The organism is Pseudomonas sp. PGPPP4 (assembly GCF_002256045.1).
Lineage (GTDB): Bacteria > Pseudomonadota > Gammaproteobacteria > Pseudomonadales > Pseudomonadaceae > Chryseomonas > Chryseomonas oryzihabitans.
The window spans coordinates 230233-256232 of record NZ_NKID01000002.1 but is presented as its reverse complement, the minus strand read 5'-3'; the positions used below and the strand labels follow the sequence as shown (position 1 = coordinate 256232).

At 65.5% G+C, this 26000-nt stretch carries 29 protein-coding genes; 20 read left to right on the top strand and 9 right to left on the bottom strand.

What is annotated here, in order from left to right:
* Positions 1-217 precede the first annotated feature (217 nt).
* Positions 218-1867 (top strand): NAD(P)/FAD-dependent oxidoreductase, encoded by a 1650-nt coding sequence (locus tag CFE50_RS04030; RefSeq protein WP_286731411.1) that lies wholly within the window; start codon positions 218-220, stop codon positions 1865-1867.
* Positions 1867-2592 (top strand): TrmH family RNA methyltransferase, encoded by a 726-nt coding sequence (locus tag CFE50_RS04025; protein ID WP_286731408.1) that lies wholly within the window; start codon positions 1867-1869, stop codon positions 2590-2592. Before CFE50_RS04030 ends, CFE50_RS04025 begins: the two co-directional genes overlap by 1 nt.
* 143 nt (positions 2593-2735) lie before the next feature.
* Here the strand turns inward: CFE50_RS04025 and CFE50_RS04020 are convergent, their stop codons facing one another.
* Positions 2736-3128, bottom strand: a complete 393-nt coding sequence (locus tag CFE50_RS04020; RefSeq protein WP_286731405.1) for a winged helix-turn-helix transcriptional regulator — start codon at positions 3126-3128, stop codon at positions 2736-2738.
* 103 nt (positions 3129-3231) lie between these two features.
* On the opposite strand from CFE50_RS04020, the gene CFE50_RS04015 reads away from it, so the two are divergent.
* Complete coding sequence (locus CFE50_RS04015) at positions 3232-3957, top strand: SDR family NAD(P)-dependent oxidoreductase (RefSeq protein ID WP_286731404.1); 726 nt, start codon at positions 3232-3234, stop codon at positions 3955-3957.
* A gap of 538 nt (positions 3958-4495) precedes the next feature.
* Positions 4496-4741, top strand: coding sequence for a hypothetical protein (locus tag CFE50_RS04010; protein ID WP_286731403.1), 246 nt, complete (start codon positions 4496-4498; stop codon positions 4739-4741).
* 80 nt (positions 4742-4821) lie between these two features.
* On the opposite strand, the gene CFE50_RS04005 is transcribed toward CFE50_RS04010, so the two are convergent.
* Positions 4822-5043: a hypothetical protein gene (locus CFE50_RS04005; protein ID WP_241808888.1), complete on the bottom strand. Its 222-nt coding sequence runs from the start codon at positions 5041-5043 to the stop codon at positions 4822-4824.
* A gap of 350 nt (positions 5044-5393) precedes the next feature.
* On the opposite strand from CFE50_RS04005, the gene CFE50_RS04000 reads away from it, so the two are divergent.
* The 3 genes from CFE50_RS04000 to CFE50_RS03990 all read left to right on the top strand — a co-directional run bounded on the left by CFE50_RS04000 (position 5394) and on the right by CFE50_RS03990 (position 7287).
* Positions 5394-5822: a nuclear transport factor 2 family protein gene (locus tag CFE50_RS04000; RefSeq protein WP_286731400.1), complete on the top strand. Its 429-nt coding sequence runs from the start codon at positions 5394-5396 to the stop codon at positions 5820-5822.
* 230 nt (positions 5823-6052) lie between these two features.
* Positions 6053-6610: a hypothetical protein gene (locus CFE50_RS03995; RefSeq protein ID WP_286731399.1), complete on the top strand. Its 558-nt coding sequence runs from the start codon at positions 6053-6055 to the stop codon at positions 6608-6610.
* A gap of 176 nt (positions 6611-6786) precedes the next feature.
* Positions 6787-7287, top strand: coding sequence for a DUF4126 domain-containing protein (locus tag CFE50_RS03990; RefSeq protein ID WP_286731397.1), 501 nt, complete (start codon positions 6787-6789; stop codon positions 7285-7287).
* A 50-nt stretch (positions 7288-7337) separates the two neighbouring features.
* Here CFE50_RS03990 and CFE50_RS03985 read toward each other — a convergent pair whose 3' ends face one another.
* The 3 genes from CFE50_RS03985 to CFE50_RS03975 all read right to left on the bottom strand — a co-directional run bounded on the left by CFE50_RS03985 (position 7338) and on the right by CFE50_RS03975 (position 9338).
* Positions 7338-8024 carry an LrgB family protein gene (locus CFE50_RS03985; protein WP_286731395.1) on the bottom strand — a complete coding sequence of 229 codons (687 nt, stop codon included), beginning with the start codon at positions 8022-8024 and terminating at the stop codon, positions 7338-7340.
* Complete coding sequence (locus CFE50_RS03980) at positions 8017-8313, bottom strand: CidA/LrgA family protein (RefSeq protein WP_286731392.1); 297 nt, start codon at positions 8311-8313, stop codon at positions 8017-8019. The genes CFE50_RS03985 and CFE50_RS03980 overlap by 8 nt, the downstream gene beginning before the upstream one ends.
* Positions 8314-8717: 404 nt before the next feature.
* A complete protein-coding gene (locus CFE50_RS03975; RefSeq protein WP_286731389.1) occupies positions 8718-9338 on the bottom strand; it encodes a TetR/AcrR family transcriptional regulator in 621 nt (206 codons plus the stop codon).
* Positions 9339-9480: 142 nt separating this feature from the next.
* On the opposite strand from CFE50_RS03975, the gene CFE50_RS03970 reads away from it, so the two are divergent.
* The 5 genes from CFE50_RS03970 (at position 9481) to CFE50_RS03950 (ending at position 14405) form a co-directional block, all read left to right on the top strand.
* Positions 9481-10743: a serine hydrolase domain-containing protein gene (locus CFE50_RS03970; RefSeq protein ID WP_502694674.1), complete on the top strand. Its 1263-nt coding sequence runs from the start codon at positions 9481-9483 to the stop codon at positions 10741-10743.
* A 127-nt stretch (positions 10744-10870) separates the two neighbouring features.
* A complete protein-coding gene (locus tag CFE50_RS03965) occupies positions 10871-12205 on the top strand; it encodes an alginate export family protein (protein ID WP_286731386.1) in 1335 nt (444 codons plus the stop codon).
* 41 nt (positions 12206-12246) lie between these two features.
* Positions 12247-12735, top strand: a complete 489-nt coding sequence (locus tag CFE50_RS03960) for a DUF3237 domain-containing protein (RefSeq protein WP_042133558.1) — start codon at positions 12247-12249, stop codon at positions 12733-12735.
* 77 nt (positions 12736-12812) lie between these two features.
* Positions 12813-13985 (top strand): MFS transporter, encoded by a 1173-nt coding sequence (locus CFE50_RS03955; RefSeq protein WP_286731381.1) that lies wholly within the window; start codon positions 12813-12815, stop codon positions 13983-13985.
* Between the two features lie 165 nt (positions 13986-14150).
* Positions 14151-14405 (top strand): DUF2790 domain-containing protein, encoded by a 255-nt coding sequence (locus CFE50_RS03950; RefSeq protein WP_027599750.1) that lies wholly within the window; start codon positions 14151-14153, stop codon positions 14403-14405.
* 94 nt (positions 14406-14499) lie between these two features.
* Here CFE50_RS03950 and CFE50_RS03945 read toward each other — a convergent pair whose 3' ends face one another.
* Positions 14500-14703: a hypothetical protein gene (locus tag CFE50_RS03945; protein WP_027601972.1), complete on the bottom strand. Its 204-nt coding sequence runs from the start codon at positions 14701-14703 to the stop codon at positions 14500-14502.
* 230 nt (positions 14704-14933) lie between these two features.
* Between CFE50_RS03945 and CFE50_RS03940 the strand changes: the two genes are divergently transcribed.
* A complete protein-coding gene (locus tag CFE50_RS03940) occupies positions 14934-15896 on the top strand; it encodes an endonuclease (protein ID WP_353743999.1) in 963 nt (320 codons plus the stop codon).
* A 48-nt stretch (positions 15897-15944) separates the two neighbouring features.
* On the opposite strand, the gene CFE50_RS03935 is transcribed toward CFE50_RS03940, so the two are convergent.
* A complete protein-coding gene (locus CFE50_RS03935; RefSeq protein ID WP_286731373.1) occupies positions 15945-17177 on the bottom strand; it encodes a glutamate carboxypeptidase in 1233 nt (410 codons plus the stop codon).
* 522 nt (positions 17178-17699) lie between these two features.
* Here CFE50_RS03935 and CFE50_RS03930 point away from each other — a divergent pair.
* The 6 genes from CFE50_RS03930 to CFE50_RS03905 all read left to right on the top strand — a co-directional run bounded on the left by CFE50_RS03930 (position 17700) and on the right by CFE50_RS03905 (position 23066).
* Positions 17700-18476 carry a transporter substrate-binding domain-containing protein gene (locus CFE50_RS03930; protein ID WP_027599753.1) on the top strand — a complete coding sequence of 259 codons (777 nt, stop codon included), beginning with the start codon at positions 17700-17702 and terminating at the stop codon, positions 18474-18476.
* Positions 18477-18540: 64 nt separating this feature from the next.
* Positions 18541-19218 carry an amino acid ABC transporter permease gene (locus CFE50_RS03925; protein ID WP_027599754.1) on the top strand — a complete coding sequence of 226 codons (678 nt, stop codon included), beginning with the start codon at positions 18541-18543 and terminating at the stop codon, positions 19216-19218.
* Entirely contained in the window at positions 19215-19949 is a 735-nt protein-coding gene (locus CFE50_RS03920) for an amino acid ABC transporter ATP-binding protein (protein WP_027599755.1), read from the top strand. The genes CFE50_RS03925 and CFE50_RS03920 overlap by 4 nt, the downstream gene beginning before the upstream one ends.
* Before the next feature lie 20 nt (positions 19950-19969).
* The gene (locus tag CFE50_RS03915) at positions 19970-21205 is read left to right on the top strand and encodes a cysteine desulfurase-like protein (RefSeq protein ID WP_027601968.1); all 1236 of its coding nucleotides are present in this window, start codon (positions 19970-19972) and stop codon (positions 21203-21205) included.
* A gap of 36 nt (positions 21206-21241) precedes the next feature.
* On the top strand, positions 21242-22111 hold the full coding sequence (locus tag CFE50_RS03910) for a MurR/RpiR family transcriptional regulator (protein ID WP_027599757.1): 870 nt from the start codon (positions 21242-21244) through the stop codon (positions 22109-22111).
* A gap of 52 nt (positions 22112-22163) precedes the next feature.
* A complete protein-coding gene (locus CFE50_RS03905; RefSeq protein ID WP_027599758.1) occupies positions 22164-23066 on the top strand; it encodes an allantoinase PuuE in 903 nt (300 codons plus the stop codon).
* A gap of 67 nt (positions 23067-23133) precedes the next feature.
* Here CFE50_RS03905 and CFE50_RS03900 read toward each other — a convergent pair whose 3' ends face one another.
* Together CFE50_RS03900 and CFE50_RS03895 are read right to left on the bottom strand one after the other, a co-directional pair.
* Complete coding sequence (locus tag CFE50_RS03900) at positions 23134-23583, bottom strand: DMT family transporter (protein WP_027599759.1); 450 nt, start codon at positions 23581-23583, stop codon at positions 23134-23136.
* A 261-nt stretch (positions 23584-23844) separates the two neighbouring features.
* Positions 23845-24837 carry a dienelactone hydrolase family protein gene (locus CFE50_RS03895; RefSeq protein ID WP_286731363.1) on the bottom strand — a complete coding sequence of 331 codons (993 nt, stop codon included), beginning with the start codon at positions 24835-24837 and terminating at the stop codon, positions 23845-23847.
* 183 nt (positions 24838-25020) lie between these two features.
* Here CFE50_RS03895 and CFE50_RS03890 point away from each other — a divergent pair, with 183 nt between their 5' ends.
* Complete coding sequence (locus tag CFE50_RS03890; protein WP_058790439.1) at positions 25021-25989, top strand: helix-turn-helix domain-containing protein; 969 nt, start codon at positions 25021-25023, stop codon at positions 25987-25989.
* Positions 25990-26000: the final 11 nt, after the last annotated feature.

The following is a 26000-nucleotide window of genomic DNA, read 5'->3' as shown; positions in this document are numbered from 1 at the left end:
GAAGCGGACGCGCGCCAGGTCTGGCCGGCCGCAAAGTGGCGGCGATTATAAGCCGATAACGCCCGGGGACGAATCGGGGATCGCCCAAGCGACCGCCAGGCCGCCCAGTGGAGCGCCCATCGTCCCGGCCTGACAGCGCTGGAGCCGCCGGGTACAATCGCCGCCCTACCCCTCCTCGTCCCTTCCTTTGCCGGAGTCACCGGCCAGGATTATTGTCATGATTCGCATCAACGAACTGTCTCTGCCGCTTGACCACACCCCCGCCGAGCTGCGCCAGGCCATCCTGGAACGCCTGAAGCTGGGCGACGCCGACCTCCTCGATTTCACCGTGTTCAAGCGCAGCTACGATGCGCGCAAGAAGAACAGCGTCATCCTGTTCATCTACATCATCGACCTGGAAGTGCGCGACGAGGCGGCGGTGCTGGCGCGCTTCGCCAATGACCTGCACGTGCGTCCGGCGCCGGACACCGGCTACTACCCGGTCGGCCAGGCGCCGGCCAACCTGACCGAGCGCCCGCTGGTGGTGGGGTTCGGTCCCTGCGGCCTGTTCGCCGCCCTGCTGCTGGCCCAGATGGGCTTCAAGCCCATCGTGCTGGAGCGCGGCAAGGACGTGCGCAGCCGCACCAAGGACACCTGGGCGCTGTGGCGCAAGAAGGTGCTGAGCCCCGAATCCAACGTGCAATTCGGCGAAGGCGGTGCGGGGCTGTTTTCCGACGGCAAGCTCTACAGCCAGATCAAGGATCCGAAGTTCTACGCCCGCAAGGTGATGCACGAATTCGTCCGCGCCGGCGCGCCGGAAGAGATCCTCTACGTCAGCAAGCCGCACATCGGCACCTTCCGCCTGACCGGCGTGGTCGCCGCCATGCGCGAAGAGATCATCGCACTCGGCGGCGAAGTCCGCTTCGAGAGCAAGGTCACCGATCTGGTGATCAACGACGGCCAGCTCGAAGGCGTGGTGCTCGCCAGTGGCGAGACCCTGCACAGCCGCCATGTGGTGCTCGCCCTGGGCCACAGCTCGCGCGACACCTTCCGCATGCTGCACCGCCAGGGCGTGTACATCGAAGCCAAGCCGTTCGCCGTCGGCTTCCGCATCGAACACCCCCAGGGCATGATCGACCAGGCCCGCCTGGGCAAGTACGCCGGCCACCCGGAACTCGGCGCCGCCGACTACAAGCTGGTCCATCACGCCAGGAACGGCCGCGCCGTCTACAGCTTCTGCATGTGCCCGGGCGGCACCGTGGTGGCCGCCACCTCCGAGCCGGGCCGGGTGGTCACCAACGGCATGAGCCAGTACTCGCGCAACGAGCGCAATGCCAACTCCGGCATCGTGGTGGGCATCAATCCCGAGCAGGATTTCCCCGGCGATCCGCTGGCCGGCGTCGAGTTGCAGGAGCGCCTGGAATCGCGCGCCTACGAACTGGGCGGCAGCGACTATTGCGCGCCCGGCCAACTGGTCGGCGACTTCATTCGCGGCGTGCCCTCCACCGAATTCGGTGAAGTCGAGCCCTCCTACAAGCCCGGCGTGCGCCTGGGCGATCTGGCGCCGTCGCTGCCCGCCTATGCCATCGAGGCCATCCGCGAAGCCCTGCCCGCCTTCGGCAAGCAGATCCGCGGTTTCGACCGCCATGACGCCATCCTGACCGGCATCGAGACCCGCACCTCTTCGCCAGTGCGCATCACCCGCGACAACGACAGCCTGCAGAGTTTGAATCTGCGCGGCCTGTATCCAGCCGGGGAAGGCGCCGGCTACGCCGGCGGCATCCTGTCCGCCGGCGTGGACGGCATCAAGGTCGCCGAGGCCCTGGCCAAGGCGATGCTCGCGGAAGGCGACGCCCAGGACGCGCCGCTGGTTCGGGCCGCGGGTTGATGAAGCTCGACGACATCAAGAAGCTCCACCAGAAGAAGTACCGCGCCGAATTCGGCCACTTCCTGGTGGAGGGCGAGCACCTGGCGCTGGAACTGCAAAAGGCCGCGCTGCAGCATCCCCCGCTGCAGCGCGCCGAACTCTATGTGACGGGCGCCTACGAACACTGGCAGAGTCCGTTCCGCACGCACCTGATCAGCGACCGCCAGATGGCGCAGCTCGCCGACACCAAGACCCCGCAGGGCATCCTTGCGGTGGTGCCCATGCCCCGGGAGCCCGTGGCAGCAGCGGTCGAGGGCGAGCGCGCCGTCTACCTGCACGAGATCCAGGATCCGGGCAACCTGGGCACCATCCTGCGCACCCTGGCCTGGTTCGGGCGCTTTCGCTGCCTGCTCAGCCCGGGCAGCGTCGACCCCTACAACCCCAAGGTGGTCCGCGCCAGCATGGGCGCCATCTTCCACACCCCGCTGGAGCTCGACATCGAACTCGACGGGCTACAGGAGCGCTTCCCCCGCCTCGCCTGCCTGGACATGCAGGGTACGCCCGTGCAGTCCGCTGACTTCGCAGCCTTCGACTGCTACCTGTTCGGCAACGAAGCCCGCGGCGTTCCGCGCGAGCAACTGGCGGCGCTGAACGCCCAGCCCTTCACCATCGGCGGTTCGGGCGCCATCGAGTCCCTGAATCTGGCGGCCACGGTGAACATGTGCGCCTATGAGTTGAGTCGCTAGCGCCGGCGCACGCCGCGTGGTGGCCGTTCCAGAGGGCGGTGTGGCGCCTCCCCGGCGAGGGAGAGGCCGTCCCGCCCGCGCTCATGACTCAGTAAGCCTCTCGCCGGGGACTCACCGGCAATCCCCTGACCAGATCACGGGCACTAGAGGTCCTCCTCCTGCCCCTCCCCCTTTCGCGACTCGTCGTAGACCCGTTGCGCCTCTTCCATGGCGGCGCCATGGGCCAGGGCCCAGCCATAGAGCGCGGCGAAGGGTTCGCGCAGCGAGCTACCAAGCGGGGTGATGGTGTATTCGACGCCGATCGGCTGCGTCGGCAGGACCTTGCGACTGATCAGGCCGTTGCGCTCGAGCCGCTTCAAGGCCTCGGAAAGGGATTTGTGGGTGATGCCATGGAGGCGGCGTTTGAGGTCGTTGAAGCGCGCCGGCTGCGTGCACAGGACGCTCAGGATCAGCACGGCCCACTTGTTGCCGATGTGTTCGAGGATGGGACGCGTCGCGCTGACGTCGAGCGGGAGTTCGAGCTCGTTGCTGGACATGGGTATCCGCCTGGATATCTAGGCACCCGCAGGTGCGTTCTTGCCATCAGATATACGAATGATACCGTACTCCTGGATAGCCACAGCAATCGGGTGAGGATCCATGAGCACACTTTCAGCAAAAGTCGCCGTCGTGATCGGCGGTCATGGCGGGATCGGTGGGGCCATCGCGGAACGCTTCGCGACCGAGGGCGCCACGGTCTACGCCAGCAGTCGACGCACCCAGGCCCGCGACGGCGAACGCGGCGCGGGCAGGTTGCTCGAGCGCAGCCTCGATGCGTCCGATGTGACGGCCCTTGCCGCCTTCTTCGACAGCGTGCAGCGCGAAGCCGGGCGGGTGGATGTGCTGGTGGTGAACGCCGGCCTCTCGGAGTTCGCCCCGCTCGAGGCCATCAGCGAGGAGCACTTCGACCGGACCTTCGCGCTCAACGTACGCGCCCTGCTCTTCGCCACCCAGGCGGCCACGGCGATCATGCCCACTGGCGGCGCCATCGTCTTGATCGGCTCCATCGCCGCGGCGATCGGCACCCCGGGCTATGGCGTCTATGGGGCGAGCAAGGCGGCGGTACGCGCCTTCGCGCGGACCTGGGCCAATGAACTGGCGCCCCGCAACATCCGCGTCAACGTCGTCGCACCGGGCCCCACGGACACCGCCATGATGGCGGCGACCTCGGCGGAGGTAAGAGAGCGGCTGAACAGACCGATCCCGCTCGGCCGGATGGCACGCGTCGAGGAAGTGGCCTCAGCCGCGCTCTTTCTCGCCAGCGACCAGAGCAGCTTCATCACCGGCGCCGAGTTGCCGGTCGACGGTGGCATGGCGCAGGTCTGACCGGCGTCTCGCGCCTGGACGATCCGGACGCGCTCCACGGGATGGTCAGTTTTCGAGAACGTCAGGTCTTGCCATCGAAGATGTCGATGAACATCTGCTTGTGGGCCGCGTAGTAGTCGGCCATCACCTGGTCGGAGCAGCTGTCACGCGCCTGCAGCATCAGCTGCTGCAGGTCGCCGGCCGGCAGGTGGTAATGGCCGAAAAAGGTGGCGATCTTTGGATACTCGCCGTCGGTGCGTCGCCGGTGGCTACGGGAGTGCCTCCGATCTGCTCAGGGTGGACCCGATGGCTGCCTGCTTGGCCCAGGCATCGGCGCCTGGACCTTCCACTAGCGCCATCCCGAGATTCGCCAGGCTCAGGCGGGACACGGTATGACTGGAAATCTGTGCAGAGAAATTCAGCCACAACGTGGAAATCCCCCGCCCCTGCCGCCACTCGTCGAAAGGTAGCGGAATCGTCTTAATGTTTATTGCGATACCAAAACAATGTGGACATAGTGGCCAGGCGCTATCGCCCAGACAAGAACCTGAGACCCGCCATGCATCCTGATCTCCACAGCCACGCCCGGGAGGCGCTGCTCGGCCTCCATCGTCAGCTCCAGGAAAATGCCAGGCGGCTGGGCAAGGTCGATTGCGAGGATCCGGACGTGCAGGCTGTCCTCCAGGCCGTGCAGGATCTCAACGAGCGAGTTGCCGATATGGTGGCCGAGACGGCATTGCTGGCGCCGTTGCAACTGGGGTTGGCCGCAGAAACGGCGCCTACCGGAAGCTTGGATCAAGGCTGACGCCACGCCTACGCCGGATCGACTGATTGCGGCCGCCTCACCAAAGCGGGCCAATGCCCGGCGTGGGCACCTATGGCCCGCTACCCTTCAGCCTCACCCGGCTGGCGCCGCTGGAAGGCGCGTGCCCATTCGAGCAGGGCATTTTCATCGTCGGTACGATCGTCCACCCCACACTCTTCCAGCACCGTGATGACCCGGCGCATGAAGCCCTGATCGAGGCGGGCCTGGTCCATGACCCGGTTCAGGTCCAGCGGACTGGTCAGGGTGAGGCGAGGTGGAAATTCGGTGTCGTCGATGCCCATGGTGGTCTTACCTGAAAGCACTGCTGTCGATTGCCGACTGGCTTATTGCCATCATCTTTCGTGACGGCCTGATGAATACATCAGTTATCGCATGAACTGTCCATATTGATGACTGAGCGGCACTTGGGCAGGGGAATCGCCGGTGGCCGCTCGCCAAACACGCCCGCTCCAAGACCCGCGCATCAGTCCGGCCGCGGCGGTGACGCCGCTGGACCAGAGGCGCGGCCAGGGCTGGCCTTACCCCTTTCCGCCAGGCACAATCCAATAGTCATACGATGACCGACAAGACCGGCCGTCTTGTGACGCCTGCTACGCCCCCTTTCCGACAACTACAACAAAAGGATCCGCGCATGAAAAAGCTGAAATTGGCGGTAGGTTTCCTGTGTCTGTTCAGCGGCTATGTCGCCGCGGCCACTGGTGATGAAGGCGATGTCGCCACTGCGGTCGACAAGCTGACCCAAGCCATGGGGCACAAGGATATTGCGCAACTCGATGCCCTGACCGCGGACAACCTGACCTATGGCCATTCGAGCGGCAACATTCAGGACAAGAAGGCCTTCATCGCCGACATCGAGACGGGCAAAAGCGCCTTCAACGAGCTGAAGATGCTCAACCAGAAGATCACGCTGTCCGGCGACGTCGCCCTGGTGCGCAACCACTTTTCCGCCCAGGCCGTGAACAGCGGAAAGGTCGTGCCCACCGAAATCGAGAACTTCCAGATCTGGCAGAAGCAGAACGGCCACTGGCTGCTGATCGGTCGCCAGGCCTTTCGCTTCTGATAGCCCCGGGCAGTCACTGAACGTCGCCCAGGCCTCGGGCGCGTACCCTACGCCTTAGTTCCAGCCAAGCCGTAGGGTGCGGCGATGACCAGACGGCAAGGTCCCTGCTCCGCGCCGCCGGGTGGAGTGCGGATCACCGGCCCGACTTGGCTTCCCGCCTGCATCGTCTACCCTTAAGGAATCCATCATCCTTTCCGGGGCATGATGGGTTCCAGGACGCTGGAGGCATCATGGACCTGATCATTCGACACTTCGAAGGCCAGCCCTTCGTCAGCAACCCCTATGTACCGGGCACCTCGCTTCGCCAGGATCTGTTCGAGCGGCAATTCACCATCCTGCTGCATGGGACGCTGGAGCGCTTCGAAGACGCCGGGCGTGGCACCTTCCATGTCGCTGGACATGTCCAGCTCGGCCAGTGCGGCGTGCTCGATGACGTGCTTCGGATCGCCCTGGCGGCGGTCCGCCAGGATCGTTATCCGACCCCCGTGGCGGCGCTCGACTTTCACCCCAAGCGGATCTCCGTCTCCGATCGCCATGGCCACCTGGTCATGGCCGGCAAGGTGGATCGCGAGCGCCGTCGCATCGACTGGATCGACCCCTGCAACTCGGCCGAGGAAGAACGGGTGGTGCTGGCGCAGCTCCAGCTGTTGCGTTCGCGCTCGGCCTTCCAGCACGACTGGGACCATTTCCGGACTTCGCGGCTGCTGGATACCGATGCCGACCTGCTCAAGGGCCGGCTGGTCCATAAACCCTGGCGGCCACACGTCCGGGCACTGTTGAGCGCCTGATCTCGCCCCCCATCCGGCAGGCGCTTTGCTATTTCATTAGCGACAGTGCCCGCGCCGCGAGCCCGGAAGACGGGCACCCCCCGGATACGAGCAGGCGTTCGACCCGTGGCGCCATCCAGCTGAACAGTCACCCGTGGACCCGGTCCCTATTGGAACGACCCTTGGGAGACTCGACGATGACGACAGCCAGCAATGTCTTGTGGGGCGCCTTGGCCATTGGCGTGGTGACGGGCATGCGCAGCATGCTGGCGCCGACCCTGGTCAGCCGGGCACTGGCGGAACGTGAGGACCTCGACGAAGCTTACGAACCCGCACGTACGCTCGCGTCGCAGCCCGTACGGCAGTACCTGTTGCCCCTGGCGGCCGGCGAGCTGCTGGGCGACAAATTGCCCTTCGCCCCGGACCGCACCCTAGCGCCTTCGATGCTGGTCCGTGCCCTGTCCGGTGGCCTCAGCGCGGCAGCGCTCGCCGGAGCGCGGCGGCAACCGCGGCTGTTGCCTGCCGTGATCGGGGCGACGGCGGCCTGTGTCGCCGCCCAGGTCGCGATAGCACTGCGCAAGCGCTACGCCGCTGACACCTGGATCAACGCGGGTCTGGGCCTGGCCGAGGACGGCATCGCCTGGTCGTTGGGCCACGCCGGTCTGCGGCGAGCCCTGCAGGAGCCGCCGAGGCCGTGACGCTCGGGCTGGCCTGCCACGCCCCTTCCCGCCCGCTCGGGCAAGGCGGCTCAGGCGCCTAGCACCCCGGGCAGCACCAGCGCCGTCAGGATGCCGAGCAGGATCATGCCGAGCGCCGAAAAGGCCGCCGTCTCCTGACTTTCGCGCAACGCATGGGCGGTGCCTATGGCATGGCCATTCATGCCCAGGGTCAGACCACGCGCCGCCGGATCTTCCACCTTGCAGACCTTGAGCAGCGGCAGCGCCAGCGTGGTGCTGATCACGCCGGTCAGCATGACGATCACCGCGGTCAGGGGCGCGATGCCACCGAAATGATCCGCCAGCGGCAAGGCGATCGGCATGGTGACCGACTTGGGCACCAGACTCATCAGCAGGGTCTCGGACAAGCCGAACAGCCAGCCCAGGGCCAGGGTCAGGGAGACGCCCACCACGCCGCCGACCACGAGGGTTATCAGCAGCGGCGTGCAGAGCGCCTTCACCCGCTGGGCGTTCTTGTAGAGCGGAACGGCCAGGCCCACGGTGGTGGGGCCGAGCAGCATCGAGAGCATCCCGCTGGCGCTGCGATACTGCTCGTAGGAAATGCCGCCAATCCACAGCACGGTGGCGACGATGGCCGTGGTGACCAGCACCGGTTGCAGCATGACCAGGCGCAGGCGCTGCTGCAGCACGAGCGCCAGCTGATAGGCCGCGAGGGTCAGGGACAGGGCCAGCAGGGGTGCGAGGGATTGATCAGCCATGGTCTTTGCTCCGTCCGATCAGGTACTGCAGCAACCAGCCGCACAGCGGCACCGTGACCAGCAGAGACAGGGCGATGACCAGTACCAGGCGCAACCACACCGAGGCCTCCAGGCCGCTGAAATCGACGATGCCCACCGCCGGCACCACGAGCATCAGCGGCAGGTACTTGAGCAGGTTGCCGGCCATGGTCTCCACGCCTTCCGGCACCTGACGCAAGAGCATCAGCAGCGCGAAGAGGACGATGATCCCTATGACGCTGGCCGGAATGCCGCCTATATGAGTCGTCATATAGACGCCCGCCAGATAGCAACCCACCAGCATCAAAAAGCCCGCTATAGGCATAAGCACCCCATTACCTTGTTGTTCTGAGCAGCCGCACGCGCCGGATCGGCCCGTTGGCTACGGCAGGAGTGGCGATCGCCGCCGATAAGGCGCTTCAACGTTCCCCTGCTACGCGCGGACTCACTATAGGCGCATCTGAAAAGGGCTGGGCACCTCCCTGCCGGGATAGGTGAGAGGCGCTCGCCTTGGTCGGCTCACGGTTGGGTCGGCGCCGCTGTCCGCTGCGCCTGCCCCCTGCCCCCTGCCCTCGCAATCGTATCGCCGTGGTGCCCCCACGTCCTGAGCGAAACCTGTCGAGATGCCAGCCGATCCGTAAAGACACCGCCACGGCTGATGACGCCGCTGGCGCCTCACGCCGGCGGCGCGCGCATGCCCTCAAAGATCAGGCGCGTGGTGTTGCGCACGTTGGCCGCGTGGCCTTCGCGATCCAGCGGGTCACCGGCCGTCAGGCGCAGCAACTGCAGATGGGAGTAGTCGTTGAGCAGAAAGGCGGCCAGTTGCACATCCAGGTCGGCGCGCAACTTGCCGGCGGCCTGCAACTCGCGCAGCACCTTGGCGATCTCGTCCTGCAGGCCACTGTTCATCTGCCGGTAGGCCAGGGGCAGACCGCTGTCGCCCCCCACCAGCACCAGCGGCAGCAGTTCGCGCCAGAGGGCGGCGGGCAAGACATCCAGCGCGTAGCTGACGAGCAGGTGCTCCAGGTGGCAGAGCGCATCGACGGGATCCGCGAAGTCGCGGAGGTGCCGGCGTACGTCGACCAGGGCCCGGCGATCGGACTCCTTGATCATCTCCAGGATGATCTCGTGCTTGCTGCCGAAATACTTGAACACCGTGGGCGCCGAGACGCCGGCCTCGCGGGCGATCTGCTCGACGGTGGTCTCGCGAAAGCCCTGGCGCTGGAACAGCATGACCGCCGCGGCCGAGATGGCGGTGCGGCGTGATTCCTTCTGACGTTCGCGTAGCCCGCTCACCGTCGCTCCTGATTCCTGGGGTGCCCGAAAGAATAGCTGGCCAGGCTTCGGCAAAGAAAATATTTTATTGACTAAAGAAATTAACAGGGTTAATTATTTTCTCGTACCTGCTCTACGCAGGGTCACTGCCAGGATGAGTCTGATGAACCAGAGCCTCGATCGCTCCCTGGTTTCCCGGAGTCGGGAAGTCAGCGAGATGTACGACAGACAAGAACAAGAGCCCGTACTGATGCAGGGTTTTCCGGCCGAGCCGGACCGGCGCGTGACCTGGGCCAACTGGATGTCACCGCCGTTCAATCGCTGGGGCTTCCGCCATCTGGCGCGCCTGCGCCCTACCATCGAGGTGGCAGCCGGACCGCGACCGGACAGGGTGCTGGCCCATGCACCCGAAGCCCTCGAAGCACTGAGATTCGAAAGCAGCTGCGGCCGCAGCGTCAGCGCCCTCGACCATCTGCAGGCCAGCAAGACCGACGGCTTTCTGGTGCTGCACCAGGGCCGGGTGGTGTACGAGCGCTACTTCAACGGTCAGGTCGCTACCGACCGCCACATCATGTTCTCGGTCACCAAGTCGCTGATCGGTTTGCTCGGCGAGCAACTCATCCACGATGGCGTGCTCGATGCCCAGGCGCTGACCCAGCACTATGTGCCGGAACTGGCCGGCAGTGCCTTCGGCGACGCCAGCGTCCGCCAGTTGCTCGACATGGCCGTGGGCGTCCACTACACCGAGCTCTATGACGATCCCACCTCGGAAAGCTCCCAGTACGGCTACGCCTGTGGCTTCAAGCCGGCCCTGCCCGCGTACGCCCAGTACGAGTCGCTGTACCAGTACCTGCCATCGCTGCGCAAAAGAGGCGAGCACGGCGGTTTCTTCCACTACGTGACCGCCACCACCGAGGTGCTGGCCTGGGTGATGGAGCGCGCCAGCGGCCTGGGCTGCGCCGAGCAGTTGCAGCGGGTATGGCAGCAACTCGGCTGCGAGCGCGACGCCTACTTCATGGCCGACCCCTGGGGTCGCAGCGTCGCCGGTGCCGGCTTCAACGCCACCTTGCGCGACATGGGCCGCTTCGGCCTGATGCTGGCCAGCGGCGGGCGGGTCGATGGCCAGCAGGTCATCGACCAGGCGGTGATCGAGGCCATTGCGGCCGGCGGGGATCCGGCCGTCTATGGCGTGCACCAGGACTTCTCCGACTGGACCCCGGGCGCCTCCTATCGCAGCCAGTGGTACGTCTTCAACGACCACAGTCCGGCCCTCATGGCCAGCGGTATCCATGGCCAGTACCTGTTCGTCGACCGCGCCGCCGAGGTGGTGATCGTCAAGCAATCCTCGCTACCCGAAGCGGTCACCGAACTGGACATCGATACCGTACGGCTGCTGCGCGCCATCGCCGCCCAACTGCGCGGCTGATCCATCCCTAACGAGATCGACGAGCGCCGGCCCGCCAGCGCTCCCACCTGCCGCGCCAGGTATTCGGTGGTCGCCTTGGCCACCCTTCACTGCCCTGTAATACAAGAAAAATAGTCAGGAGCTCTATATGTGCACAACCAAGCGCCTTCCCGGCGTGCTGCTGGCGCTCGGCCTGCCGCTGGCCAGCCAGCCGGCCCTGGCGGGCTATGCGTTCGATTACGAGAATCTCAAAGGTGACCTCAACCTGACGGTGGGCGCCGGTTCCATCACCACCCGGGGCGTCAACTTCGGTGCCGGGCGCGTGGATGCCCGCAGCGGCCAGAACGACGGCAGCCGTAGCGCCTGGCAAGAGTTCTACGTCAAACCCGGCGTCACCCTCGACTATTCGCTCGGCGACAGGCTCCATCTGCTCGCCGGGGGCTCGGTGGTCGGTGCCACCACCTTTGGCGACGGCGATGCCGGTGGCTTCACCCGCAGTTCGGACGGCCGTTTCGCCCCGGAAGAGCTCTATGCCGGGGTGCAGCTGGGCGACTGGAAATTCACCGCCGGCCGCCAGAATTTCATGGTCGGCACCGGCTTCATCGTCATGGACGGCAACCTCGATCTATTCGGCGACGGCGCCTACTGGCTCGGTCCGCGCACTGCCTTTCGCGACTCGGCGATCCTGGCGTGGGGGCAAGGTCCGGCCCAGGCCCAGGCCTTTACCCTGAGCACCGACGATCACTACGGCGACTTCCGCCTGAGCGGCGCCAACCTGGATTACGACCTCGACGGCCAGGTGACCCTCGGCGCCCTGGCCATGACCGTCGATACCCTGGCCAGCCGAGACAGCACCGCGGTCCGCCGCGACGGCATGCGGGTGTACAACCTGCGGGCCCTGCGCGGTCACCTGCCGGGCCTGCCCAACCTCACCCTCAGTGGCGAATACGCGGTGCAGCGCGGCGGCAATGGCGCCCTCAGTTACGACGCCAGGGCCTGGTACGCCCAGGCCGACTATCAATTCCAGGACCTGCCCTTCAGCCCCACCCTCGGCTATCGCTACGCCGTCTTCTCCGGTGACAGCAACCCTGCCGACAATCGCCAGAAAGCCTGGGATCCGCTGAGCAAGGGGTTCACGGACTGGAGCACCTGGCTGATCGGCGACGTGGTGGGCAACTACCTGCTGTTCAACAGCAACGAGCGCGTCCAGCAGTTCTCGCTGAAGAACCGCCTCGGCGACACCCTCACCCTCGGCGTCATCCACTACCAGTTCTGGCTCGACCAGGCCAACTTCCGCGGCGCCGCGGTCAGCGATCGGCGTTTCGCCGACGAGACCGCGGTGTATCTCGACTGGACCCCCAACCGGCAGTTCTACGGCTCGCTCTCGTACAACTGGGTGCAGGCCAGGTCGGCCGCCCGCCAGGCGTTCGGCGATAACGAGCGCTTCAGCGCCCTCGAGCTGTACTTCACCTATCGCTACTGACCACCAGCCACCACTGCCCCCGAGGGGCACAGGAGAGCGTGATGAATACCAAGACAGAAAACGGGATCGCCGTGCCGACGCTGGAATGGGTGCTGAGCCTGCATGTGATCATCGATCCGGCCGATGGCCTGGGCGCCTGCACGGATGGCCAGCGCAGCAACTACCGCATCACCGGCGGGCAGTTCGAAGGCCTGAACGTGCGCGGCGAAGTCATCGCCGGCGGCGCGGATTTCTATCTGCTGCGCAGCGATGGCGTGGGCGAGCTGGACGCTCGCTACAGCCTGCGCAGCGACCAGGGCGAGTGGATCAACATCCACAACACCGGCCTGATCACCCTCAGCGACCGGGGCCGGGCGCAGGTCGCCCAGGGCCTCTGGCCCATCGCCGAGGAGGACTATCACTGCAGTTGCACGCCGCGCTTCCAGGTGGCCAGCGGCAGACTCGACTGGCTGACCCGTAGCGTGATGATCGGCAAGGTGGGCTATCCCGCCGCCGACCGGGTCGCCATCCATTGCTATCGCCTCACCTGACCGCCCACCCTTCTCGCAGCACGGCTTTCTACTGAAGCGGCAGGCCCCGCCGTGGCCGAGCCGGCAGGTAAATGACCATGACCATCGCCCATCAAACCCTGGTACGCGCCGCGTGCATCGCCATCGCCGCCGCCTCGATCCTCGTCATCGGTGTGCAGCCGATCTTTATCGGACTGCTGACCGAACGCCTCGGCCTGAGCCTGGCGCAGCAGAGCTGGACCCTGTCCGTGGAGATGTGCGGCTCCATCGTCGGGACGCTGCTGTACCTGCCGATGATCCGCTTCCTCGGTCCGCGCACCCTGGCCCTGGGCACCGCCCTGCTCCTGCTGTTCGCCAACACCGCGACCGCCAGCGTCACCGCGCTCGATCCGCTGCTGGCCTTGCGCGGTCTCTCGGGTCTCTGCTCGGGTGTGCTCTACTCCTACGCCATCTACTGGCTGGGCAGCATGCCGGGCCAGGACAGGTCCTTCGGCATCCTGCTGTTCGTGCAGACCGCCCTGTTCGCCAGCAGCGCGGTGATCATGCCGATGATCGCCCAGTGGCAGGGTTTCGCCGGGGCGATCTACTACCTGGCAGCCTGGTTCGCCCTGGTCTGCCTGCTGAGCCTCTGCCTGCCGGCCAGGCACAGCCCGGAAACACGATCCGTCTCCCAGGCGTCGCTACGCTCCGGCCTGACGGTGATCGGCGTCTGCTCGCTGCTCGGCATGCTGTTCCTGCAGCTGTCGATCTATTCGCTGTGGGGCTTCGTCGAGGGCATCGCCAGCGACGCCGGGGTGGCACCGGTCGATATCGGCTGGGCGATCAGCCTTGGCCTGCTCGGCGGCCTGCCCGGTGCGGCGCTGCCGAGCCTGGCCGGGCGGCACCTCGGCCGGGTGCCGATGATCCTCACCGGCTCCCTGGCCGTGCTCGGCGCCATCTACCTGCTGGCCACGCGCATCCACACGGCCTCGGACCTGATGATCGCGGTGTTCCTGATGAACTTCGGCTGGAACCTGGCGCTGTCCTACTACATGTCGTCGGTCGTAACCCACGATCCGAGCGGTCGCCTGACCAAGCTGGTCGGCGTGGTGCAGGTCGCCTCGGCCGCCGCGGCGCCGACCCTGCTGGGCCTGATCATCGAAGGCAACGACCGGCGCAGCCTTTTCGTGCTGTCCTCAGGGGCCATCCTCATCGGCTGCGTCCTGGTGATCGTCATGCTGTCCTGCGGGCGGCGCCGGGTGCCGGGCAAGACGCTGGACTGCTCGGTCTGAGCGTTGGGCGCCTGGTAAGAGGTCCGCGCGGATCTCTCGGCCTTCTGCGCGACCAGACGAAAACCTCCATGACCGATTTGTCATGCGCCGGTCAGGCTGACGTCCCTCCTGTCCCCCTAGAGTGGCCCGGTCAGCGAATAGCTACCCCACTCAAGAGGACTCATCATGAAAGCACTGCTGCTCGGTCTCTTCGGTCTGCTCGCCACCGGCTCCGCCCTGGCCGCTCCCGACCATCCCGCCCTGATCCACGACCAGCCCGGCTTCTTCGTCCCCCTCGACGTCGACCGGGTGGTCAGCCAGACCGACCTGAGCGCCCAATGCGGGATCGTCACGGCCCGCCTCGACTATCTGGATCACGCTGGCCGGGAACATGAGCTGGATTACCAGGTGTTCGGCAACGGCTGCTACAACCAGAATTGAGGCGCTAGTCGACTCAGTGCCGAAGGAGCGCCTGAATAGGCGCCTCCCTTAGCCGGACTCCGGGCGCCTCACGCCAGGCGCCGGCAGCCAGACACTAGAAAAACCGATAGGCCTTGGCCAGCGCCCGCTCCAGCACGGCGATGCAGGCGTGCTCGTCCGCGTAGGATAGGAACTGGCGCTGGGCATCGGCCTGGGCATGGGCATGGGCATGGGCCAGACGCGTCTTGCGCTCGGCCAGCTCCTGCTCCAGCAACGAGGTGCTCATACCCAGATCACAGCAGGGGTTGGGGCCATTCATAAAAAACTCCGGACAGATGTGCAGACTGCGTCATCAGACAAGTTTTTGAGATTTGGTTCACAAATCGTAGCGAATCTCATTGTTGCTGAATATGCGTTCCACCGCGGTGTTTCCCGCCCCCTCGGGCTAGAGCGCTTCCTTGACTCCCCCGAACCTTTGCACCCGCCATCAGCCCGGCAAAAGCTATACAATTCGGCGCCCTAAATAAGCCGTGAAGATACATGCGTCCTCTGCTCTCGCTTCTCCTGGCCACGCTGCTGGCCTCCTCCGCGTTCGCCGCTGCGCCCGATACCTTTGTCGAAGCCAAGGTAATCGCCAAACAAAAAGTCTATTTCGACCAGAACACCAGCGCCCAGGGCGACCTCTATTGCGGCTGCCAATGGGAGTGGGTCGGCAAGTCCGGGGGGCGCGTCGATGCCGCCTCCTGCGGCTTCCAGGCACGCAAGCAGGAAACCCGTGGGGAGCGCACCGAATGGGAGCACATCGTGCCGGCCTGGACCTTTGGTCATCAGCGCCAGTGCTGGCAGAACGGCGGCCGCGAACACTGCGTGGCGGATGACCCGGTGTTCCGGGCGATGGAGGCCGACCTCTTCAACCTCTACCCCGCCGTGGGCGAGGTGAATGGGGACCGGGCCAATTTCAACTACGGCATGGCCCAGGGCGTGCAGCCCCAATATGGCCGCTGCGCGACCAGGATCGACTTCCAGGAACGCGCCGCCGAACCGCGCGACGAGGTCAAGGGACTGGTCGCCCGGGTCACCTTCTACATGTTCGATCGCTACGGCCTGAACATGTCGCGCCAGCAGCAGCAACTGCTCATGGCCTGGGACAAGCAGCAGCCGGTCACCGCCTGGGAGCGCGAACGGGACAGACGCATCGCCGCGGTGATGGGCTACGGCAATCCCTTCGTGTCCGGCGAGCGGCACTGGACGCTGGGCTACCAGCCGGTCGGCGACGGCATCGTCAGCCCGCTGCCCGGACCGAAATCGGCGCCGAAGGCACCGGCCAGGACCGATAGCCCTGCCGCTGCCAGCCAGGGCGCGATCATCGGCAACCGCAACAGCCACGTCTATCACCTGCCGCAAGGCTGCCCGAGCTACGCCCAGGTGTCGCCGAAGAACCAGGTCACGTTCGCCTCGGAAGCCGAGGCGAAGGCGGCAGGCTTCACCAAGGCGGGCAACTGCGCGCCCTGATCGCTGGCCGCTGGGCGCTGGCCCCCATGCATCAGGGGGCCTGGGCCGTCACTGCCCCTTGGACAGCTCCACCAGCATGCGCGTGAGCAGATAGATACGCGGCGCCACGCTGTCCAGTTCGACGTACTCCTCGGGGGTATGCAGCTTGCCGCCGACGATGCCGAAGCCGTCCAGGGTGGGCACGCCGGCACCGGCGGCGATGCTGGCATCCGCGGCGCCACCGCTGCCTTCGACGGTCAGCTTGCGGCCCAGCTCGCCATAGATGCCCTGGGCCATGGCCAGCAGCCGATCGCTCGCCGCCGTCTGCGGCATCGGCGGCAGGCCACGCTCCAGCCGCGTGGTCACCTCGGTATCGGGGATCTGCTTGTTGGCAGAGATCCGCACCAGGTCCTTTTCCACCCGGTCGAATTCTTCGGGCAGCGCGGCGCGGACGTCGGCCTTCGCCACGGCGTGATCGGGAATCACGTTGATGCGCTCGCCCGCCTCGATCACGGTGAAGTTGACCGAGGTCTTCTTTTCCGCATCGCCCAGGTTGCCCAGTTGCAGCACCTGATGCGCCACCTCGGTGGCGGCGTTGCGCCCCAGCTCCGGCGAGACGCCGGCGTGGGACGACTTGCCCTTGACCTCCACCACGGCGGTGGCGCTGCCCTTGCGCCACACCACCAGGCCATCGGCCGGTCGACCGGGCTCCAGATTCAGCGTCACGTCGTGCTGCTTGGCGGTGCTGGCGATCAGCTCGGTGGCGGCCTGGGAGCCGGTTTCCTCGCTGGCGTCCAGCAACAGGGTGATCTGCCCGTAGTCCTTGAAGTCGAGCTGCTTGAGGATCTCCAGCGCCGCCAGGGCGACCACGATGCCGCCCTTGTCGTCGGACACGCCCGGACCATAGGCGCGTTTTTCATCGGTGCGATACGGCCGGGCCTTGGCGGTGCCTTCCTTGAACACCGTGTCCATGTGCGCCAGCAGGAGAATCTTCGCCTTGCCGCTGCCCTTGAGCGTGGCCACCAGGTGCTGGCTCTTGTCCGGCGCGGTGTTGGGCACCTGTTGCAGCGTGGCGCCGAGTGTCTTCAATTCCGCGCTGACCAGCTTGCCCACCTCGCTCAGGCCGGGCTCGTAGCCGGAACCCGAGTCGATGTTGACCAGTTGCTCCAGCAGCTTGAGCGTCGGCGCCTTGGCCTGCTCCGCAGCGGTCTGGATGCGCGCATCGAGCGCGGCACTGGCGGGCACGGCGATACAGCAGGCGAGAACGGCAGCGAGGGTGGTGCGGAAGAACGGAGCGGACATCGGGCTTTCCTTGTTGGCATTGTTGGATTAGTCAGACAACTGTAGTCGCAACAAGGACATAGGGGAAATTCGCGCCGTTCCAAACCGGCCTGAGCCCGTAGCGGGCTGCCGGCGGTGCTTGTCCTGAGGAAGTATCCAGGGACCAGACACGCCCGTAGCCGGAGATAGCCCAAGGCCAGTCGCCCACGATCCGGCCGCACTGCTGCAGAGGAGGCTGTCATTCGTCCGCTGACAGCAAGAGAGCTGCCGGGCCGAGCGTCTAGCCAAAGGTCGCGTGACTCATTTTCGGGCATGCGTGCGACCGGCCGCTGGAGGTGTCTAGCGCCGGCCATCGACTGAAAATGCAGCCAGAAAAACCCGCGCAAAGCCCCTACAGCAGCGCATTCATCGAGCTACGTCGCACAATTTTGGAGCAAAATATTCATCAAAAAAGCCTATTGAATAAAAAATTTCATCGCCTTACTCTCGGCTCGACGTCGTAAGGAACAAGCCACTGACCGCACCGAAAAATAGGGAGTGAAGATGAAAGCGAAGATAGCGTTGGGTCTGCTCATGACCGCCGCCGTAGCCCTGCCCGCCTGGTCAGCCGACTGGACGGTGGGTGCCAACGTCGGCAACGTGCCCTGGGAGTTCCAGGACGCCAAGGGTGACTTCGTCGGCTTTGAAGTCGATGTGGTGAAGGAAGTGGCGAAACGGGCCGGCAAGACCGTGGATTTCGTCAACATTCCCTTCAACGGGCTGTTCAGCGCGGTGCAGTCGAAACGCGTGGACATCGCGATTTCGTCCATCACCATCACGCCCAAACGCCTGGAATCGGTCGCCTTCGCTCAACCCTACTTCGACAGCGACCAGTCGCTGACCGCCCTGACCAACTCCAAGGTGAAAAGCCTGGCGGACATGAATGGCAAGGTCGTGGGTGTCGATACCGGCTCCACCGGCGACATGTGGATCGGCCAGCACAGGAACGAATACAAGTTCGCCGACGTTTCGCGCTACGAAGGGCTGTCACCGGCCATGCTGGACCTCGGCTCCGGGCGCATCGATGGTTACCTGAGCGATATCCCCGCCGTCCTCTACTACATCAAGGACAAGCCGCAATTCACCGTCGTCGCCCGCATCCCCACCGGTGAACGCTATTCGCTGATGCATGCCAAGGGCTGGGCCATGAGCGATCAGGTCAACGACATCATCAGCAAGATGAAGGAAGACGGCACCCTGGGCGCCATCCACAAACAGTGGTTCGGTACCGAGGCCGACAAGGAGTCGAGCACCCTGAAGGTCTCCGCCGCGCCCAAGTGAGTCCTGCCGCTGCTGCAGGCCCGGGACGCCGTCCGCGCGCCCCGGGCCGTGACCGAGGTATCCCATGGATCTTCTGCAAACCTTCTTCAACTGGAACGTGCTCGTCGAATCGCTCCCCCTGATGATCCGGGGCCTGGGCGTGACCGTGCTGCTGGGCCTCGTGAGTATCGTCCTGGGGCTGGTCGGCGGGCTGTTGCTGGCGCTGCTGCGGCTGTATTCCTACGCCCCGGTCCGGCTGCTGGCACGCATCTACATCGACATCATGAGGTCCATCCCGCTGCTGGTCCTGCTGGTCCTGATCTATTACGCGCTGCCCTTCGTCGGGATCCGCCTGTCCTCCTTCGCGGCAGCGGCCAGCGCGCTGTCCCTCGTGTCCTGCGCCTACAGCGCCGAGATCTTTCGCTCGGGCATCGAAGCCATTCCCCGCGGTCAGTTCGAGGCGTCGGCCGCCCAGGGCATGAGCTTCTTCAACACCATGCGCGACGTCGTGTTGCCCCAGGCGATCCGCATCGTGCTGCCGCCCATGACCAGCAACTGCATCAACGTCATGAAGGACACCGCTCTCGCCTCGGTGGTGGCGATGCCGGACCTGCTCAAGCAGGCCACCCAGGCCCAGGCCCTGACGGCCAACCCTACCCCGCTGGTGGGCGCCGCCCTGCTCTATCTGCTGCTGCTCCTGCCCATGGTGCAACTGGTCAGCTGGGTCGAAAGACGCAATGCCATGGGAGGCAAGACCGCATGAGCACCCTGATCGACATCGAACACCTCGACAAGTACTACGGCAATTTCCAGGCGCTGAGCGACATCAATCTGCAGGTGGAGGAAGGCGAGGTGGTGGTCATCCTCGGCCCGTCCGGCTCCGGCAAGTCGACGCTGATCCGCTGCATCAACCTGCTGGAAAACTATCAGCAGGGCCATATCCGCGTGGCCGGGGAACGGGTCGAGAACGGACCGCGCCTGGCCGGTATTCGCAGCGAAGTGGGCATGGTCTTCCAGAGCTTCAACCTCTATCCGCACCTGAACGTCCTGGACAACGTCTCGCTGGCGCCGATCCGGGTGCGCGGCCTGAACCGGCGCGAGGTCCACGCCCGCGCGCGGGAGCTGCTGGTCAAGGTCGGCATGGGCGATCACGCCCACAAGTACCCGAGCCAGTTGTCCGGCGGCCAGCAGCAGCGGGTCGCCATCGCCCGCACCATGGCCATGGAGCCGCGTGCCATCCTCTTCGACGAGCCCACCTCGGCGCTGGACCCGGAGATGGTCGGCGAGGTGCTCGACGTCATGCAGAACCTGGCTCGCTCCGGCGTCACCATGGTCGTGGTGACTCATGAAATGGGCTTCGCCCGGCGCGTCGCCGACCGGGTGATCTTCATGGAAAGCGGCCGCATCGTCGAACAGAACACCCCGGAACCCTTCTTTACCGCCCCTCAGGAACCCCGCACCCGGGCCTTCCTGCAGGCCATCCTGCACCACTGATCCTGGCTGGAGAGAGTCGCGTGAATCCCCTCGATATCGCATACGTTCGCAAGCAGTTTCCCGGTCTGGCCGGCGACTACGCCTTCATGGACAACGCCGGCGGTTCCATGGTGTTGCAGGGGGTCGCCGACCGGGTGGCCGACTACCTGCTCAACAGCAGCGTCCAGCTGGGCGCCTCCTACGCGCCCTCGGTCGCGGCCGGCGAACGGGTGATGCAGGCGCGCCGCTCGGTCATGCAGCTGATCAACGCGGCTCATCCCGACGAAGTCATCATGGGCGGCTCGACCACCCACCTGCTGCAGATACTCTGCCGCGCCATCGCCCCCTCGATCGCGCCCGGTGATGAAATCATCGTCACCAACTGCGACCACGAGGCCAACATCGGCCCCTGGGTCCGGCTCTGCGCAGACCGCGGCGCCACCCTGCGTGTTTGGGAGGTCGATCCCGACAGCCTCGAGCTGGAACTGGACGACCTGCAGGCGCTGCTCGGCGACAAGACCCGCTACGTAGCCGTGACCCACGCCTCCAACATCCTCGGCTCGATCAATCCCGTCGCCGAGATCGCCCGCCGCGTGCATGCCGTGGGGGCGCAGCTGTGCGTGGATGCGGTGGCCTATGCGCCACACCGGCTGGTCGATGTACAGGCCAGCGGCGCCGACTTCTATGTCTACAGCTTCTACAAGACCTTCGGACCGCACTTCGCCGTGCTCTGGGGCCGTCGTGACCTGCTGCTGGACTTTCCCAGCCTCAACCACTTCTTCATCGGCCAGGAGGTGGTGCCCTACAAACTGCAGCCCGGCAACGTCAACTACGAGCTGTCCTTTGGCTGCATCGGCATCTCCGATTACCTGCTCGACATCGCCAACCAGTTGGGCATCCAGGGTAGCGAGCGCGAGCGGATGCAGGCAGCATTCGACGCCTTCGAGATCCAGGAAGATGCCCTCGCCGAACGACTGCTGGGCTTTCTGCGCCAGCGCCCCGGGGTCCGCATCATCGGCAAGACCAGCGTCCAGGCGCGCGTGCCCACGATCAGCTTCGTGGTGGAAGGCGTGCGCTCGGAAGCCGTGGTGCTCAAGGTCGACGAGCAGCGCATCGGCATCCGCTTCGGCGACTTCTATGCCCGACGCCTGATCGAAGCCCTGGGCCTGGCGCCCCAGGGCGGCGTGGTACGGGTGTCGCTGGCGCACTACAACACGCTCGAAGAAATCGACCGTCTCATCGCCGCGCTCGATCAGGCAATCACCGAATTGCGCTGACCGGCGCCTCTCCTTTCCACCTGCCGAGCGTTTTTCATGGCCTTACCGGAAACCCTTGCGGAGCTGCGCGATTGCATAACCGCCCAGCACGAACACCTGTCGGAGCGCCTGCGCGATGCGGCCCGCTTCCTCATCGACAATCCCCACGAGATCGCCCTCAGCACGGTCGCCGAACTGGGCAAGCGCTCCAACATCGCCCCGGCGGCTTATATCCGGCTGGCGCAGGCGTTGGGTTTCGCCGGTTTCAAGGATCTGCAGCGGCTGTTTCGCGCGCCGCTGCAACAGGCCGCGGCCACCCACAGCGAGCGCATCCGGCACTACGGTGGGGAAAAGCTGCTGGATGACCCCAGCGACGTCGGGGCGATCCTGCGGGAATTCAGCCAGGCCAATATCGTGTCCCTGGAACACCTGGCGGAAGGCGACCAGCAGGCCAATATCGAAGCCGCCATCGCCCATCTGCAGCTGGCGCGCACAACCTTCGTCATCGGTCTGCGGCGGGCCTTTCCGGTGGCCGCCTATTTGAGCTACGCCCTGGCCCGCGTGGGCCGACGCGCCGTGCAGATCAGCGGTGGCGGCGGCACCCTGCCGGAACAGGTCAGCGCCATCGCCCAGGACGACCTGCTGATCGCGGTGAGTTTTCCACCCTACGCGAGGGACACCGTCGAAGCCTGCCGGCAGGCGCGCGAGGCGGGTGTGACGCTGGTGGCCATCACCGACACCGTGTTGAGTCCGATCGGAAAGATGGCGGAGACGGTGATAGAGGTCAACGATGCCGAGCTGCTGGGCTTTCGCTCCCTCACCGCCTCCTTCTGTATCGCCCAGACCCTGGCCATGGGACTCGCCTTCAGCCAGGGCGATACCGATGGCGCCTTCGACCATGAACGGCTGAAGGACATCGACTGCTGAGCCCAAGCGCTCACCGGGTAGTTCACAACAATCACTTCAGGAGTAGATCCCGATGCTGTCACCTGCACGCGATTTGGTCGGTTATGGAAGACAACGTCCGCAAGGCACCTGGCCCAACGGCGCCCGTCTGGCCATCAGCCTGGTGATCAACTACGAGGAAGGCTCCGAGCGCTCGCTCGCCATGGGCGATCCGGACCAGGAGTCGATGACCGAATGGGGCAGCTACGCCATCCCCGCCGGCACCCGCAACCTGGCCATGGAATCCATGTACGAATACGGCTCCCGGGTCGGCATCTGGCGGATCCTCGACATACTCGACGAACAATCGGTACGCGCGACCTTCCACGCCTGTGCGGTGGCCTTCGAACAGAATCCCGACGTCGCCCAGGCGGCCGTCGCCGGTGGCCACGAGATCTGCAGCCATGGCTATCGTTGGGAGGAAGTCTTTCGCCTCAGCGAAGCAGAGGAGCGCGAGCATATCCGCCTCGCCGTCGAATCCTTCGAGCGCACCTGTGGCAAGCGGCCGGTCGGCTGGTACTGCCGCTACGGCGCCAGCATCCACACCCGCCGGCTGGTGGCCGAGGAAGGCGGTTTTCTCTACGACTCCGACGCCTACAACGACGACGTCCCCTACTTCGTCGAGGTCGAGGGCAGCCGCCATCTCGTCGTGCCCTATACCGCCGACGTCAACGACTTCCGCTACTGGAATTCGCCCGGCCTGTCCCAGGCCTCGGACTTCTTCGAATACATGAAGGAAAGCTTCGAGGTCCTCTACGAGGATTCCGCGACCGGACCGCGCATGATGTCGATCGGACTGCACCCACGCATGGTGGGTCGTCCGGGTCGGGTCCGGGCGATCAAGAGATTCATCGAATACGCCAGGCAGTTTGAAGGGGTCTGGTTCGCGACCCGCGAGGAGATCGCCCGCGCCTGGCTGGAAAGGGCTGACGGCTAGCCCGGTTCCCGTGCATCCGGAGGCGCTTCGAAGGCCTCCGCTGTCCCGGGATTACCGGGGTGTGGCTTCAAAACCGGGCGATCAGCACCACCCCGGCGATCATCAGGATCGCGCCCAGCAGCCGCCAGCCGTTGACCGCATGCTGTTCCATGGAAAACAGGCCGAAGTGATCGATGGCCAGGCTGGCGATGAGGTTGGCGGTGATGGTGACGCCGTTCACCGGCGCTGCGCCGAGGCGCTGGATGAACAGCAGACCGGCAAAGACCGCCACCGCACCGGCGATGCCGCCCAGGGGTGCCCACCAGGGCATGTCGCCGATCTGGCTCACCGAAGGCAGCGGCCTGGGCATGCAGATGAACAGCCCGATCGCGACGAAGGTGACCATCACGAAGGACACCGAGGTCGCCAGCCAGGGATTGACCAGCGCCTTGTTCAGCGAGCCGTTCATGGCCGCACCGGCAGCCTGCAGGAATCCGGCAACGACGATAAGGATATAAGCCCAGTTCGCAGTATTCATCAGGAGTCGTCTCGGAGCGGAGCATGGGAGAGACGCGGGGCCGCTCAAGCGACCCGGCGAGGCCTGAATTACGACTGGACACATCTTGTAAAAGTGCCGTCTCGCTCACGCGTGAAGGCTCTACACCGGGATATTGGCCGCTTTTTCGACCAGCGGGCCTGACTCGCCGCCTGGATGCGTGCCGGTCCCGCCAGGCGATCCGCTCGAACCCCGATGCGGTCCTGCGCCCTCCTCCGCCAGGGCCGATGTCGAGCGTCAGCCCTATTTCACGATGGCCCTGACCGCCGCCAGCACATCCCGGGTGGCCTGCCGGGTCGCCTCCGCATCGGCCCCCACCTTAGGCCCCAGCACCACGCAGCTATCCTGATAGGAAAAGACCTTGCCGGTCTGCTGGTTGATCAACTCGCCCTTGGCGTTCTCGGTAATCCGACACTCACGCACGGTCTGGCTGCCCTTCGCGACCACCACCGGACTCCAGGCATAGGGGCTGTCGAAGCCGTGCTCGGCGTGAGGATAGGTGTGCACCCCGAGATCGGCGCCCTGCTGCTTGAGCGTGGCGAGATAGCCCTCGCAGCGGGAATAGGGATCGTAGTTGTCGGCCAGGCCGTGGTAGACGCGCAGCGGCTTGGCGACGACCCGGTCCTGCTCGCGAAAGCTGATCGAGCAGTCGGGATAGAACGACAGATAGCCGGCGAACTGGAAGTCCTGACTTTTCCAGCGCTTGTCGAAGCGCTCCATGGCGGCATAGAGCGAGGCCTGCCCACCACGGGAAAAGCCCATCAGGATGATCTTGCCTGGATCGATGCGGGGATGCCGCGCGAGCAAGGCACCGGCGCGATAGTCATCCAGCACGAAATTGAGCCGCCCCAGCTGAGCCTGATTGGTGGCGGTGCTGGTGATGCCCCGCCCCGAGAAGCCATCCACGGCAAAGGTGGCGATGCCGGCCTGATTGAACTGCCGCTGCCAATAGGTGATGTTGGCCCCCATCCCGCCCGACCCATGCTGCAGAAGCACCACCGGCACCCGGCCCTCGCCGGGCGGCAGCGATAGTACGCCACCGAGCAGGACCTCGGTGCCGCCCTGGTCCCCCGTCAGGAATTGCTGATCGCTCAGGGTCAGCGAGGTGAAGGTCAGCACCTCTTGCCGAGCGGGTATGTCGGTAGCGGGCGCGGTGGCGGCGAAAGCCGTGGCACTGGCAAGACCGGCAATGGCCGCGAGCAAGGGGCGCAGGGTTCCAGCGGACAGGTAGCGCATCGGTTGCATCCTTCTTGTGAGGTCTTCCCAGGGTAGCCAATCGGCGGTGCCCTGCTGGAAAGACGGCGAGCAGAACCCGCCGCACTAGCCAGAATTGGCACCCTTGCCGCGCGATCCTGCCTTGAGGTACGAAATTTGTAGCTCTCGCACTACCGGCCCTGTGCTACCCAAAAGGTTTCCTAAATGCACCAAGACGGCTCCCTCGCGTTACCGCCGCGCGTCCGCCATCGGTATACCGGTGACATCGACGAGCATGCGCTCTGCGTCGAGGGCTGGCGCATGCAATACGATCAGTTGTCGGCGGGGCGCTTCCACGGCGAGCTCAGCGACCTCTGGTTGGACGATGTCAGCCTGCTGCGGGACAGATCCAACCAGGCGATGCTCAAGAGTGGCGAGGCCCAGGGGGACACCCTGACCTTCAGCCTGCCCCTGCGGGACGCTGGCGCCCTGCACTGCGCCGGCCATACCCTGCACGAAGCCCAGTTGCTGGTGGCGCGCGGCGACAACCTGCCGGAGCTGCGGACCCCGGCCAATCTCGAACTGCTCTGCATCAACCTGCAGGAAGCCGAGATGGCGCGGCTGCTGGCCAGTCAACGCAGCGACCTGAGCGTGCGCGATCTTTCCGGCTGCTATCGCCTGCCTGCAGGGGGGCCCCACGGGGAGCTGGCCGCCCTGGCCCATGAGCTCTTCGCCTCCGAGGCGGAAATCCAGTCCTGGCTGGCCCATCCGCGTACCCGCGCGACCCTGCGCGATACTGTGCTGCTGTACCTGCTCGATCTGCTCGATACCTCGGAGTCCCAGGAACTGGCACCGAGCGCGCGCCTGCGGGTGATCCGCCGGGCGCGGGAATACGCCCTGGCGCATCCGGACCAGCCGCCCAGCATCCTCGAACTGTGCAGTCGCGTGGGCGCCAGTCGGCGCAAGCTGCAGTACTGCTTCCAGGAGACGCTGGGCATCAATCCGGTGGCCTATCTGCGAACCCTGCGCCTCAATGCGGCCCACCGCGCCCTGCGCCGGGGCGCAGGCGAATCGGTACAGGACGTCGCCGCCCAGTGGGGCTTCTGCCATCTCAGCCGCTTCGCCCGCGACTATCAGCGGCTGTTCGGGCAACTGCCCTCCGCCACCCTCAAAGCCGCCATGCAGAAGTGCTGAATCTGGCTAAC